Source organism: Streptomyces sp. NRRL F-2580 (assembly GCF_000720115.1).
GTDB lineage: Bacteria > Actinomycetota > Actinomycetes > Streptomycetales > Streptomycetaceae > Streptomyces.
Genome location: NZ_JOIR01000003.1, coordinates 152,900 through 167,042, shown reverse-complemented (window position 1 = coordinate 167,042; position 14,143 = coordinate 152,900). Strand labels below are relative to the sequence as shown.

At 71.5% G+C, this 14,143-nt stretch carries 10 protein-coding genes; 7 read left to right on the top strand and 3 right to left on the bottom strand.

Annotated features, from left to right (window positions below):
• Nucleotides 1-318 precede the first annotated feature (318 nt).
• The 4 genes from gltB to IF88_RS0103805 all read left to right on the top strand — a co-directional run bounded on the left by gltB (nt 319) and on the right by IF88_RS0103805 (nt 8,937).
• Nucleotides 319-4,857 (top strand): glutamate synthase large subunit, encoded by a 4,539-nt coding sequence (gene gltB, locus IF88_RS0103820; RefSeq protein WP_030707221.1) that lies wholly within the window; start codon nt 319-321, stop codon nt 4,855-4,857.
• Nucleotides 4,850-6,310, top strand: a complete 1,461-nt coding sequence (locus tag IF88_RS0103815; protein ID WP_030707219.1) for a glutamate synthase subunit beta — start codon at nt 4,850-4,852, stop codon at nt 6,308-6,310. Before gltB ends, IF88_RS0103815 begins: the two co-directional genes overlap by 8 nt.
• A gap of 215 nt (nt 6,311-6,525) precedes the next feature.
• Nucleotides 6,526-7,362 carry a helix-turn-helix domain-containing protein gene (locus IF88_RS0103810; RefSeq protein ID WP_030707217.1) on the top strand — a complete coding sequence of 279 codons (837 nt, stop codon included), beginning with the start codon at nt 6,526-6,528 and terminating at the stop codon, nt 7,360-7,362.
• A gap of 273 nt (nt 7,363-7,635) precedes the next feature.
• Entirely contained in the window at nt 7,636-8,937 is a 1,302-nt protein-coding gene (locus IF88_RS0103805; RefSeq protein WP_051836405.1) for a DUF1906 domain-containing protein, read from the top strand.
• Between the two features lie 43 nt (nt 8,938-8,980).
• Here the strand turns inward: IF88_RS0103805 and IF88_RS0103800 are convergent, their stop codons facing one another.
• The 3 genes from IF88_RS0103800 to IF88_RS0103790 form a co-directional block, all read right to left on the bottom strand.
• Complete coding sequence (locus IF88_RS0103800; protein ID WP_051836403.1) at nt 8,981-9,535, bottom strand: pyridoxamine 5'-phosphate oxidase family protein; 555 nt, start codon at nt 9,533-9,535, stop codon at nt 8,981-8,983.
• Between the two features lie 36 nt (nt 9,536-9,571).
• Entirely contained in the window at nt 9,572-10,300 is a 729-nt protein-coding gene (locus IF88_RS0103795) for a VWA domain-containing protein (protein WP_030707213.1), read from the bottom strand.
• Nucleotides 10,301-10,629: 329 nt separating this feature from the next.
• The gene (locus IF88_RS0103790; RefSeq protein WP_420710906.1) at nt 10,630-11,250 is read right to left on the bottom strand and encodes a PadR family transcriptional regulator; all 621 of its coding nucleotides are present in this window, start codon (nt 11,248-11,250) and stop codon (nt 10,630-10,632) included.
• Nucleotides 11,251-11,352: 102 nt separating this feature from the next.
• On the opposite strand from IF88_RS0103790, the gene IF88_RS0103785 reads away from it, so the two are divergent.
• From IF88_RS0103785 to IF88_RS0103775, 3 genes are read left to right on the top strand one after another with little or no spacing between them, the layout of a single operon-like run.
• Nucleotides 11,353-12,474: an LLM class flavin-dependent oxidoreductase gene (locus IF88_RS0103785; RefSeq protein WP_030707211.1), complete on the top strand. Its 1,122-nt coding sequence runs from the start codon at nt 11,353-11,355 to the stop codon at nt 12,472-12,474.
• Nucleotides 12,475-12,477: 3 nt separating this feature from the next.
• A complete protein-coding gene (locus IF88_RS0103780) occupies nt 12,478-13,209 on the top strand; it encodes a glucose 1-dehydrogenase (protein WP_030707210.1) in 732 nt (243 codons plus the stop codon).
• Nucleotides 13,206-14,141: an alpha/beta hydrolase gene (locus IF88_RS0103775; protein WP_051836398.1), complete on the top strand. Its 936-nt coding sequence runs from the start codon at nt 13,206-13,208 to the stop codon at nt 14,139-14,141. Before IF88_RS0103780 ends, IF88_RS0103775 begins: the two co-directional genes overlap by 4 nt.
• Nucleotides 14,142-14,143 lie beyond the last annotated feature (2 nt).

Below are 14,143 nucleotides of genomic sequence, written 5' to 3'. Positions count from 1 at the left end.
CTGTGTCCGCCGGGAATCAGACCAGGACTCCGGGCAACGATGCCCGCCCTGCACCCGGGACCTCCGCCTCGTGTCGCGTCGGTCTGCGTTCGTGGAACGCCGCGGAAGTCCCCTCTTTCTGCTTCGCGCAGTGTCCGCATGCTGGAATGGCGTATCCGCTTCTCGGGATTGTCGTCATCATGTAATCTGCACGAAATTTCGCAGAGGGCCAACGTCGTCCCTCGGCTATGCACATATGCCACGACGACGACGGGAGAGCCGATGCGTTCCGCATCCACGCACTCCGCGACCGGCCTCAGCACCACCGCCTGGTCGCCCATGGACGGTCGCCCCGCCCAGCAGGGCATGTACGACCCGCGCAACGAGAAGGACGCCTGTGGCGTCGGATTCGTGGCGAACCTCACCGGCGAGGCCACCCACACCCTCGTTGAGCAGGCCCTGACCGTATTGCGGAACCTCGAGCACCGCGGCGCGACCGGCTCCGAGCCGGACTCGGGCGACGGCGCCGGAATCCTCAGCCAGGTCCCGGACGCGTTCCTGCGCGAGGTGGCCGGCTTCGAGCTCCCCGAGGCCGGCGCGTACGCCGTCGGCATCGCCTTCCTCCCCGCCGACGGCACCGCACAGGCCGTCGCCGTGGAGCAGATCGAGGCCATCGCCGCCCAGGAGAACCTCACGGTCCTCGGCTGGCGCGAGGTCCCGGTCACCCCGGACCTGCTCGGCAACGGCGCCCGCGCCACCATGCCGGCCTTCTCGCAGCTGTTCGTGTCCAACGGCACCAGCGGCATCGAGCTGGACCGCAAGGCCTTCGTGCTGCGCAAGCGCGCCGAGCGCGAGGCCGGGGTCTACTTCCCGTCGCTCTCCGCGCGCACCATCGTCTACAAGGGCATGCTGACCACCGGCCAGCTGGAGCCCTTCTTCCCCGACCTCTCCGACCGTCGCTTCGCCTCGACGCTCGCCCTGGTCCACTCGCGGTTCTCCACGAACACCTTCCCGTCCTGGCCGCTCGCCCACCCGTACCGCTTCGTCGCGCACAACGGCGAGATCAACACGGTCAAGGGCAACCGGAACTGGATGAAGGCCCGCGAGTCCCAGCTGGCCTCCGAGGCCTTCGGCGACGGCGTGCTGGACCGGATCTTCCCGATCTGCACCCCGGACGCCTCCGACTCGGCCTCCTTCGACGAGGTCCTGGAGCTGCTCCACCTCGGCGGCCGGTCGCTCCCGCACAGCGTGCTGATGATGATCCCGGAGGCGTGGGAGAACCACACCTCCATGGACCCGGCCCGCCGCGCGTTTTACAAGTACCACTCCACGCAGATGGAGCCCTGGGACGGCCCGGCCTGCGTCACCTTCACCGACGGCACCCAGGTCGGCGCGGTCCTCGACCGCAACGGTCTGCGCCCCGGCCGCTACTGGGTCACCGACGACGGCCTCGTCGTCCTCGGCTCCGAGGTCGGCGTGCTCGACATCGACCCGGCCAAGGTCGTCCGCAAGGGCCGCCTGCAGCCCGGCAAGATGTTCCTCGTCGACACCGCCCAGAAGCGGATCATCGAGGACGACGAGATCAAGAACGAGCTGGCCGCCGCCGCCCCGTACGCGGAGTGGCTGGAGACCGGCGAGATCGAGCTGTCGGACCTGCCCGAGCGCGAGCACATCGTGCACACCCACGCCTCGGTCACCCGCCGCCAGCAGACCTTCGGCTACACCGAGGAAGAGCTGCGCGTCATCCTCGCGCCGATGGCCCGCACGGCCGGCGAGCCGCTGGGCTCCATGGGTACGGACTCCCCGATCGCGGCCCTGTCCGAGCGCCCCCGGCTGCTCTTCGACTACTTCACCCAGCTCTTCGCGCAGGTCACCAACCCGCCGCTGGACGCCATCCGTGAGGAGCTCGTCACCTCGCTGCTGTCCTCGCTCGGCCCGCAGGGCAACCTGCTGGAGTCGACCGCCGCGTCCTGCCGCAGCGTCACCCTGCCCTTCCCGGTGATCGACAACGACGAGCTGGCCAAGCTCATCCACATCAACGCCGACGGCGACATGCCGGGCATGAAGGCCGCCACGCTCTCCGGCCTCTACCGGGTCTCCGGCGGCGGCGAGGCGCTGGCCGCGCGGATCGAGGAGATCCGGGGCGAGGTCGACGCGGCCATCGCGAACGGCGCGCACCTCATCGTCCTCTCGGACCGCCACTCGGACGCCGAGCACGCGCCGATCCCGTCGCTGCTGCTCACCTCCGCCGTGCACCACCACCTCATCGCCACCAAGCAGCGCACCCAGGTGGGCCTGCTGGTCGAGGCCGGTGACGTCCGCGAGGTCCACCACGTCGCGCTGCTGATCGGCTACGGCGCCGCCGCGGTCAACCCGTACCTGGCCATGGAGTCCGTCGAGGACCTCCTGCGCGCCGGTACCTTCCTGACCGGCCTGGAGCCGGAGCAGGCCATCAAGAACCTGATCTACGCGCTCGGCAAGGGCGTCCTGAAGGTCATGTCCAAGATGGGCATCTCCACCGTCGCCTCCTACCGCGGCGCCCAGGTCTTCGAGGCCGTCGGCCTCAACGAGGACTTCGTCGGCACCTACTTCGCGGGCACCGCCACGAAGATCGGCGGCGCCGGCCTGGACGTCATCGCCAAGGAGGTGGCCGCCCGCCACGCCAAGGCGTACCCTGTCTCCGGCATCGCGGCCACGCACCGCGCGCTGGAGATCGGCGGCGAGTACCAGTGGCGCCGCGAGGGCGAGCCGCACCTGTTCGACCCGGAGACGGTCTTCCGCCTCCAGCACGCCACCCGCAACCGCCGGTACGACATCTTCCGGCAGTACACGGACCGCGTGAACGAGCAGTCCGAGCGCCTCATGACGCTCCGCGGCCTGTTCGGCTTCAAGAGCGACCGCCCGTCGATCTCCATCGACGAGGTCGAGCCGGTCTCCGAGATCGTCAAGCGCTTCTCCACCGGCGCCATGTCGTACGGCTCCATCTCCAAGGAGGCGCACGAGACCCTCGCCATCGCCATGAACCAGCTGGGCGCCAAGTCCAACACCGGTGAGGGCGGCGAGGACCCGGACCGCCTGTACGACCCGGCGCGGCGTTCGTCGATCAAGCAGGTCGCCTCCGGCCGCTTCGGCGTCACCTCCGAGTACCTGGTCAACGCGGACGACATCCAGATCAAGATGGCGCAGGGTGCCAAGCCCGGCGAGGGCGGCCAGCTGCCCGGCCACAAGGTCTACCCGTGGGTCGCCAAGACCCGGCACTCCACCCCGGGCGTCGGCCTGATCTCCCCGCCGCCGCACCACGACATCTACTCCATCGAGGACCTGGCTCAGCTGATCCACGACCTCAAGAACGCCAACCCGGTCGCCCGCATCCACGTGAAGCTGGTCTCCGAGGTCGGCGTGGGCACGGTCGCCGCGGGTGTCTCCAAGGCGCACGCGGACGTCGTCCTCATCTCCGGCCACGACGGCGGTACGGGCGCCTCCCCGCTCACCTCGCTCAAGCACGCGGGCGGCCCCTGGGAGCTCGGCCTCGCCGAGACCCAGCAGACCCTGCTGCTCAACGGGCTGCGCGACCGCATCGTCGTCCAGACGGACGGCCAGCTCAAGACCGGCCGCGACGTGGTCATCGCCGCGCTGCTCGGCGCCGAGGAGTTCGGTTTCGCGACCGCGCCGCTCGTCGTCTCCGGCTGCGTCATGATGCGCGTCTGCCACCTGGACACCTGCCCGGTGGGCATCGCCACGCAGAACCCGGTCCTGCGCGAGCGCTTCGCCGGCAAGCCCGAGTTCGTCGTCAACTTCTTCGAGTTCATCGCGGAGGAGGTGCGCGAGCTCCTCGCCGAGCTGGGCTTCCGTACGATCGAGGAGGCCGTCGGCCACGCCGAGCTGCTCGACACGACGAAGGCCGTCACGCACTGGAAGGCGCAGGGTCTCGACCTGGAGCCGCTCTTCTACGTGCCGGAGCTGCCCGAGGGCGCGGTCCGCCACGCCCTGATCGAGCAGGACCACGGTCTGGAGAAGGCCCTCGACAACGAGCTCGTCGAGCTCGCCGCCGACGCGCTGAACGCCGAGTCCGCGCAGACGGCCCAGCCGGTCCGCGCCCAGGTCGCGATCCGCAACATCAACCGGACCGTCGGCACCATGCTCGGCCACCACGTCACCAAGAAGTTCGGTGGCGCGGGTCTGCCCGACAACACGATCGACCTGACCTTCACCGGTTCGGCCGGCCAGTCCTTCGGCGCCTTCGTGCCGAAGGGCATCACCCTCCGCCTGGAGGGCGACGCCAACGACTACGTCGGCAAGGGCCTCTCCGGCGGCCGGATCGTGGTCCGCCCGGACCGCGGCGCCGACCACCTCGCCGAGTACTCCACCATCGCCGGCAACACCATCGGCTACGGAGCCACCGGCGGCGAGATGTTCCTGCGCGGCCGTACCGGCGAGCGCTTCTGCGTCCGCAACTCCGGCGCCCTGGTCGTCTCGGAGGGCGTGGGCGACCACGGCTGCGAGTACATGACCGGCGGCACCGCGGTCGTCCTCGGCGAGACGGGCCGCAACTTCGCGGCCGGCATGTCGGGCGGCGTCGCGTACGTCATCGACCTCGACCCGGACAACGTCAACGTCGGCAACGCGGGCGCGGTGGAGGCCCTGTCCGACACCGACAAGCAGTGGCTGCACGATGTGGTGCGCCGCCACGAGGAGGAGACCGGCTCGACCGTGGCCGCGAAGCTCCTGGCCGACTGGTCCGTCTCGGCGGACCGCTTCAGCAAGATCATCCCCACCACGTACAAGGCAGTGCTCGCCGCCAAGGACGCCGCTGAGCTCGCCGGACTCTCGGAATCCGAGACCACGGAGAAGATGATGGAGGCGGCGACCCATGGCTGACCCGAAGGGCTTCCTCACCACCCAGCGCGAGACCGCCTGCACCCGTCCTGTCGCCGACCGGCTGAAGGACTGGAACGAGGTCTACGTTCCGGGCTCGCTGCTCCCGATCATCAGCAAGCAGGCCGGCCGCTGCATGGACTGCGGCATCCCGTTCTGTCACAACGGGTGCCCGCTCGGGAACCTGATCCCCGAGTGGAACGACTTCGCGTACCGCGACGACTGGTCGGCGGCGAGCGAGCGCCTGCACGCCACGAACAACTTCCCGGAGTTCACGGGCCGTCTGTGCCCCGCTCCGTGCGAGTCGGCGTGCGTGCTGGGCATCAACCAGCCCGCCGTCACGATCAAGAACGTCGAAGTCTCGATCATCGACAAGGCCTGGGACAACGGCAACGTCACCCCGCAGCCGCCGGAGCGCCTCTCCGGCAAGACGGCCGCCGTCATCGGCTCCGGCCCGGCGGGTCTCGCCGCGGCCCAGCAGCTGACCCGGGCCGGGCACACCGTGGTGGTGTACGAGCGAGCCGACCGCGTGGGCGGCCTGCTGCGCTACGGCATCCCCGAGTTCAAGATGGAGAAGGTGCACATCAACCGCCGCATCGAGCAGATGCGCGCGGAGGGCACCAAGTTCCGTACCGGCATCGAGGTCGGCCGCGACATCACCGCCACCGACCTGCGCAAGCGGTTCGACGCGGTGGTCATCGCGGCGGGCGCCACGGTCTCCCGCGACCTCCCGGTCCCGGGCCGCGAGCTGAACGGCATCCACTTCGCGATGGAGTACCTGCCGCTCGCGAACAAGGTGCAGGAGGGCGACTTCATGGCGCCCCCCATCACCGCCGAGGGCAAGCACGTGGTCGTCATCGGCGGCGGCGACACCGGCGCGGACTGCGTGGGCACCGCCCACCGCCAGGGCGCGGCCTCGGTCACGCAGCTGGAGATCATGCCGAAGCCGGGCGAGGAGCGCAACGCCAACCAGCCGTGGCCGACCTTCCCGATGCTCTACAAGGTCACCTCGGCGCACGAGGAGGGCGGCGAGCGGGTCTACTCCGTCTCGACCACCCATTTCGAGGGCGACGAGGACGGCAACGTCCAGGCGCTGCACCTGGCCGAGGTCGAGTTCAAGGACGGCAAGCTGGAGCAGAAGCCGGGCAGCGAGCGGGTCCTCCCGGCCCAGCTGGTCACCCTGGCGATGGGCTTCACGGGCACGGACCAGGCCAACGGCCTGGTCGACCAGTTCGGCCTGGAGCTGGACGCCCGCGGCAACATCGAGCGCGACGCCTCCTACGCGACCAACGTCGACGGCGTCTTCGTCGCCGGTGACGCGGGCCGCGGCCAGTCGCTCATCGTCTGGGCCATCGCGGAAGGCCGCTCGGCCGCCCGCGGCGTGGACCGCTTCCTGACCGGCACCAGCGCCCTCCCGTACCCGGTCAAGCCGACGGACCGCTCCCTGACGGTGTAATACCCGCGGTACCCCCGCCCTTCGGGCGGGACCCCTCATACGGTCCGTACAACGGAGTGCGGAACTCTGACACAGCGCCCGCCATGTCCCCGACCAGGGATGGCGGGCGCTGTGGCGTTCCGTGGTCATATCAATGCGTTCCGTTGTTCCGGCGTCGCGGCGAGGACTACGCTCCTTCGCGGAGTGCGGGCACTGCGGAAGCGGGGAGTTGGCTCATGGCCAAGCCGAAGGACGAGGGTGGGGCGCAGACGCCGGAGGAGTTCACCCGCGAGGAACTGCGGCGCAGCCGCGAGGCCGCCGGGCTGACTCAGGAGAGGCTGGGCGACAGGATCTTCGCCACCGGTTCGTACGTCGGACAGATGGAGAACGGCCAGCGCCGACTCCGTCCGGAGATCGCTGCGCACATCGACAAGGCGCTGGACACCGGGGATTACTTCACGCGCCTGTCCAGGGCGTTCAAGTCGAAGCAGGTTGAGGACTTCGCCGTCGTGGCCGAGCTGGAACATCGGGCTACAGCCCTCTATGAGTACGGCCCCACTCTGGTGCCCGGGTTGCTCCAGACGGAGGATTACGCCCGGGCCGTGATCCGTGGTGCCAACCCCACCGCGCTTGCCGAGTACGTCGATGCCCTGGTCGCGTCCCGTTTGGAGCGCGCACGACTCCTTGATGCTCCGTCGACCCCTGAACTCTCGGTCATCCTGCACGAGGCGGTGTTGCGTACGGCGGTCGGGGGGCCCGTGGTGATGGCTGCCCAGTTGCGGCACATCTCCTCGTATGTCCGTGCCCATCGGATCACCGTGCAGGTGGTGCCCTTCTCGGCCGGAGCCCATGGTGCCCTGGGTTCGTTTGTGAGCATCATGCAGTTCGCCGACGCCGGCGACGTGGTGTACACGGAGGGGCCCAGCGTGGGGCAGTTGTTCGACGACGCGGCTCTGGTCCGCCGCCACTGGAGGCATTACGACCTGGCCAGGGTTGCTGCATTGTCGTTCGGGGCGTCCCTCGTCATGATCGAGTCGGTGGCGGCTGAATACGCCACATGTGCGCAGACTTGAACGGCTCGCTCCGGCAGAGAAGGCGGTCGCGCCTGCTGACGTCCCGGGCATGACCCTCGGGTCCGCTCGGATCGGTTCGCTCGTGCGGGTGATGCCCGACGGGAGGGGGCGCTCCCGCCGTTCGTCGAGCTCGGGGACGAGGAGAGGGACGGATCCTCGCGACCGACCCGGCGGGCGCCCGCGGACCGGCACGATCCGGTCTGGGCCGGACGGCCCATCCGGGGTGTAACGCCGCACCGTTGAGGGCCGCGCCGTCTGGTAACTATCCGGATCATGGCCCCCACCCGAACCCTGCTGAGCGGGCTGCTCGGCGCCGCCGCCCTGCTGCTGTCCGTCCAGTCCTCCGTAGCCGCCGCCGACCGGCAGACCGTCGACTACCACGGGCTGCGCCTCACCGTCCCCGCCGACTGGCGGGTCGTCGACCTCGACCGCGATCCCGCCGCCTGCCTCCGGCTCGACCTGCCCACCCTGTACCTCGGCCACGCCGGTACCCAGAGCGAATGCGCCGGCCGGGCCGTCGTCAACCGCGCCGACACCCTGCACCTCGAACCCCTCGACGGGGCTCCCGAACGCGCCGACGTCCCCACCGTCACCGTCGAGACCGCCACCGCCCTGCCCGAGGCCCCCCACCCCTCCGCCAGCAACGAGCTGCGCTACGCCCTGCTCCGGCCCGGGGTCATGGCCACCGTCTCCTACGGGGACGCGCCCGACGCCGTACGCAGGGTCCTCACCCGGGCGCGCGCCCTGAGCGCGAGCCCGGGCGCGGCCACCCCCGACCCGCGCCCCGCGACGCCCGCCGTCGCCCCCGGCGGCGCCGGGCACCGCGGCGTCCAGGAGGCGTTCAAGGGCGAGGGCTTCGACGCCTGCACCGCCCCGACGCAGCAGGCCATGGACACCTGGCGGACCGACTCCCCCTTCCGCGCGATCGGCATCTACATCGGCGGCCGCGCCCGGGCATGCGCCCAGCCGCGGCTCACGGCCCGCTGGGTCGAGCGGCAGGCCGCCGCGGGCTGGCACCTGATGCCGATCTGGGTCGGCCCGCAGCCCTGGAACAGCTCCAGCACCGGCCTGTCCACCGACCCCTCCGAGGCCAACGGGCAGGGGCGGGAGGCCGCCGAGGGCGCGGTGGACGCCGCCCGGTCCCTCGGAATGCCCGAGGGCACGGTGCTCTACAACGACCTGGAGAACTACACGGACCGCGTCACCTGGGACGCCCCGGTCGTCGCCTACCTGACCGCCTGGACGGAGCGGCTGCACGAGCTGGGCTTCCGCTCCGCCGCCTACGTCTCGGTGAGCTCCGGGGTCAAGGCGCTGAGCGCCCACTACCACCAGGCCCCGCAGGCCATGCCGGACGTGCTGTGGGCCGCCCGCTGGAACCTCTCGGCCTCCGTCGGCGACGCCGACATGGGCCTGCCGAGGGGCACGGCCCGGTGGGCCGGCCCGCGCCGGGCCCACCAGTTCCGCGGCGACCACAACGCCACCTACGGCGGGGTCACCATCAACATCGACCGCAACTGGGTGGACGTGGACCCGGCCGCCCTCGGCCCGATCGGCGGCCTGCCCCCGCTCAGCTAGCCGAACCGCTCAACTGGCCGAACCGCTCAACTGGCCGAACCGCTCAGCCGGCCGCGCCGCCCGGCTCCGGCTCGCCCGGTGCCTGCTCGCCCGGCTGCGGGTCCTCGCGCGGCGGCTCGTCGTCGTTGCCCCGGCGGACGGTGTGCACGCCGCGCGCCGGGGTCCACGACCGCAGCACCAGCTCATCGCCCTCCACGCCGATGTGGACGACCTCCGCCAGGTCGGCGTAGAAGAGGTGGAACGGGTGCGGGGTCTCCGTCTCCTCCGCGTACCGGTGCAGCTCGGGCGGGTCCACCAGCTCCACCGTCCGCCCGGAGATCCGTACGTCCCCGTCGGGCATCTCCTCGCCCGCGCCCGGGTTGGTGTGCAGGGCGAAGCGCGGGTCGTGCTGGAGGTCCCTGGCCTTCATCGATCCCGCCATCATGCCGAGCCACAGCTCACCGCCGCGGATGTCGACGTTCAGCCCGGAAACCCGGGGGGAGCCGTCCTTGCGGAGGGTGGCCAGGACATGGTGCGGGTACTGCGCGAAGCGCGCCTGGACGGCCGCCGCGAACTCCGGCTCCGCCTTCTCGAAGACTGCCCAGCTGGTGTGCGTCATACGTCCATGAAAGCGCGTGGCCGGGGCGGTCCCGGGTCAGGCGCGCACGATGCCCGCGCCGCGCGCCGCCGCCAGCCAGGCCGGGAACTCCCCGACCAGCCGGTCGTACAGTTCAGCGTCCGGGACCGTGCGCGGATCCAGGCCCGCGTGGAAGTAGCCGGCGTTGTCCACCACGCGCCGGGAGGGGACGGGCAGTTCGTTCAGCCGGCGCAGGAAGTCGAACTGAGTGCTGCGCGTGTTGCCGAAACCGACGAACTGCCAGAACAGCGGCAGCCGGGCCGCCTTGCACAGGTACTTCTCCGCCGCGAGCTTGTTGATCGGCCCGCCGTCCGTCTGGAAGACGACGAAGGCGGGGTCCGTCGCGCCGGAGTCCAGGTAGTGGTCGATCACCGCGTCCATCGCCGCGTGGTAGGCCGTCTTGCCCATGTGGCCGAGACGGGAGGCGATCGCGGTGACCTTCCCCTCGTGCCCGGCGAGGGAGATCTCCTCCACCGCGTCGACCTCCGTGGAGAAGAAGACCACCGGTACCCGGCCGTCGTCGTCCAGGTGCGCGGAGAGTCCCAGCACCCGGTCGGCGAGGGCCTGCACACTGCCGTCCGCGTAGTACGGGCGCATCGACCCGGAGTAGTCCAGCACCAGGTAGACCGCGGCGCGCCCGCCCTCCAGGCCGTACTTGCGCAGGGAGACCCCGGCGCTCTTGTAGAGGCTCACGAGGGCCGGAGCCGTCTCCTCGACCTTGCACAGGTTTATCGCACTGCCCGTCATGGGGCGAGGGTACGTCAGAGCGCCCCGCCGAAACCGAGGTCCGCCGCAAGCCGAGCCCGGTGCGCGGCCGGTGAGCCGAACAGGAGGGCGGAGCCGTGGGCCCGGCCGCGAGCCGCGGCGGGGCGTCGGCTGTGGCCGCCGCGTGGGCGAGCGCCCCGGCCGTCTCCACCGCCGTGTGCATGTCGGCGAGCCGGTGCTCCACGGCCTGGGAGGGAGCCGCTGGCGATCCGGAGGGCGTGCTGGACGGTGGTGACCCATGTCATCGTGCTCGACCGGGTCACCGGCCTGACCGCGCACCGCGGCGCTCCGCCGCTGCTGTACTTCCGCTCCTACGGCAGCTTGCCGGGCTCCCCGGGCCTGCCGGGCTCCCCGGGCCCCCCGAGCTCGTTGATGTCTTCGAGCATCTTCGCCGCGAGGTCGCGCTCGGAGGCGTAGTACCGCTCCGCCCACTTGAGGGTGAGCGTCGGGTACGCCCACGCCGCCTCGTCCTTCGCGACCTCCACGTCGGCCACCGCGCGCCGGCGCATCTGCTCCGCGAACTCCTGGTGCCGTACGAGGACTTCGCGCATCTGCTCCGGCTCCAGCAGGTGGCCCAGCCACAGCCGCAGCATCGGCCCGTGCTTGAGGACGGGCGGGTCGACGGGGGCCTCGCGGGCCCATTCCCGTACGGCCGCCATGCCCTCGTCGGTGATCCGGTACACCCGCTTGTCGCGGGTCCCGGTGTCCTGGGCGACCATCCGCGAGGAGGCGTAGCCGGCCTTCTCCAGGCGCTTGAGCTCGCTGTAGATCTGGCTGAACGACGGGCTCCAGTAGAAGAACCGCAGCGACCAGTCCGACCACTTCTTCAGGTCGTAGCCGGAGAGCTCCTCCCCGAAGGAGAGCAGCCCGAGCACAGCCCAGCTGGTCGCGGGGAGCGCGCGCTTGTTCGTCTCGTCTGCCACGCAGCGCAGTCTACGACCGGTCCTCGCGGCACCCTTCCCCCTGCAAGTCATGACTGCTAGAAGTATTTCTATTAGAAATATCGCCCCTCGTCCCGAACCTACGGAGGCCCCGTGAAGTTCTCGATGATCTTCGAGGCGCAGCTCGTCGACCCGACCCCGGAGCGCGAACGCCAGGTCATCCACGACTGCGTCGAACAGGCCGTCTTCGCCGAGGAGATGGGATTCGACCGCGTCTGGGCGGTCGAGCACCACTCCCTCACCCGGTACGCGCACATGAGCGCCTCCGAGATCTTCCTGACCTGGGTGGCCGCCCGCACCCGGCGGATCCGCATCGGCCACGGCGTCGTCACCATGCCCTTCGGCTACCAGCACCCGGTGCGCGTCGCCGAGCGCGCGGCCATGCTCGACGTGCTCTCGGGCGGCCGCGTCGACATCGGCGCCGGCCGCGGGGCCACCCGCCAGGAGATGTCCATGTACGGGGTCCGGCCCGAGGACACCTACCCGCAGATGGAGGAGGCGCTGCGGATCTTCTCCGCCGCCTGGCGGGAGCCGGAGTTCGAATGGCACGGCTCCCTCGACATCGGGCCGGGCGCGATCCTGCCCCGCCCGGTCCAGGACCCGCACCCGCCGCTCTTCATGGCCTGCTCCCAGCACGACACGCTCAAGCTGGCCGCCGAACTCGGCATCGGCGCCCTCGTGATGGGCTTCGCCGGGGCCGACGACGTACGCGCCATGCGCAAGGTGTACGAGGAGGCCATCGCCACGCGCACCGGCGAGCGCCTGGTGTCGTCCGAGGTCAACGACCACCTGTCCGCCCTCTGCCCGACCGTCGTCCTCGACGACGCCGAGCGGGCCCTGCGGCTGGGCACCCGCGGCCAGCGCTTCTTCGCCGAATCCATCGCGCACTGGTACGGCAACGGTCCCGTGCCCACCGGGCACGCGGAGGAGGACGACCACGTGGGGGCGCTGGCCAAGGGCCGCGAGGAGCTCGTCGCCCGCCTGCACGAGGCGAACATCCCGGCCCGCCCGGTGGACACCGGCACCTACAACGCGGACCACGCGTACGGCAGCGCCGAGACCGCCATCGCCTACGTCGAGCAGCTGCGCGAGATCGGCGTCGACGAAGTGATGTGCCTGATCCAGATGGGCACGGTGCCCCAGGAGGCGTGCATGGAGACCATCCGCCAGTGGGGCGAGAAGGTCATCCCGCACTTCCGCGCGCTGGAGGGCTGAGCCGTGGGTGTCTGCCTCGAAGGGAAGGTCGTCGTGGTCACCGGCGCCGGGCGCGGCCAGGGCGCCGCCGGGGCCCGGCTGTTCGCGGAGGCGGGGGCGCGGGTGGTCGTCACGGACGTACGGGAGGACGAGGGCCGGGCGGTGGCCGCGGAACTCGGCGACCAGGGTCTGTACGTCCGCCACGACGTGGCCGACGCGGCGAGCTGGGCGACGGTGGTGAGGGAGTCGGTCCGTGCCTTCGGCACCGTATCGGCGCTGGTCAACAACGCGGCCCTGTGGCGCACGGCCCACGTGGAGCAGCAGCGGCTCGACGACTTCGAGGCCCTGCTGCGGGTCAACCTGCTGGGGCCGTTCCTCGGCATCCAGGCCGTGGCCCCGGTGCTGCGGGCGGGCGGGGGCGGCTCCGTCGTCAACATCTCCTCCACCGCCGGACTGGTCGGGATACCGGGCCACGCGGCCTACGGATCCACCAAGTTCGGGCTGCGCGGACTGACCCGGTCGGCGGCGCTCGACCTGGCCGGGGACCGGATCCGGGTCAACTCGGTGCACCCGGGGGCCATCGACACCCCGATGGTGGCCGAGGCGGTGGCGGGCCGGGACTGGTCGCACCTGCCGCTGGGGCGGATGGGCCGGCCGGAGGAGGTCGGGGAGCTCGTCCTCTTCCTCTGCTCGGACGCGTCCTCGTACGTAACGGGCGCGGAGTTCACCGTGGACGGCGGGATGACGACGGCATGAGCGACTCCCCCACGCACGACGACGGTACGGGTCACGACGGCGCGGGCGATCCCCTGTCGCCGGCGGCCCGGCTGCTGTGCGACGCGATGACGGCGGGCTTCCCGGGGCCGGGCGACACGGCGGCCCTGAGGGCGGCGGCGGTGTCCGCCCGGCCGGGCCCGGCCGTGGCCTCGGTGTCCGACGCGGTCGCGGGCGGGGTCCCGGTCCGGATCTACGATCCCGCGCCGGGCGCGCGCGAGCGCCCCCTGGTCGTCTTCCTCCACGGCGGCGGCTGGGTGATGTGCGGCCTGGACACCCACGACGCGACGTGCCGCACGCTCGCGGCGGCCTCGGGCGCGGTGGTCGTCTCCGTCGACTACCGGCTCGCCCCGGAGCACCCCTGGCCGGCGGCCGTGGACGACGCGCTCGCCGTCCTGCTGTGGGCCCGCGAGGAGGCGACCGTACTCGGCTGCGACCCGGGCCGGGTGGTGGTGGCGGGGGACTCCAGCGGCGGCAACCTCGCCGCGGTGACCGCGCTGCGCGCGCCCGAACTCCTCGCGGGGCAGCTGCTGTTCTATCCGCCGCTGGACGCCTCGATGCGCCGCGCCTCGGTGGAGACGTACGCGGAGGGCTACTTCCACACCGCCGCCCACATGGCCTGGTACTGGGACGAGTACGGCGGAGACCCGCGGCATCCGCACGTCTCGCCGCTGTGCGCCCCCGACCTCTCGGGCCTCCCGCCCGCGCTGGTCGTCCTCGCGGACTGCGACGTGCTGCGCGATGAGGGCCTCGTCTATGCCCGCCGGCTCGCGGCGGCCGGCGTCGACTGCACGGTCCAGCTCCATCCCGGCGTCTTCCACGGGTTCCTGGGGCTGCCGCTGCCGGCCGCGCGGGACGCCCTCGCGGGGGCGGCGGCCTGGCTGGCGGCCACCCCTCGGCAAGGGGGCGAATAGGG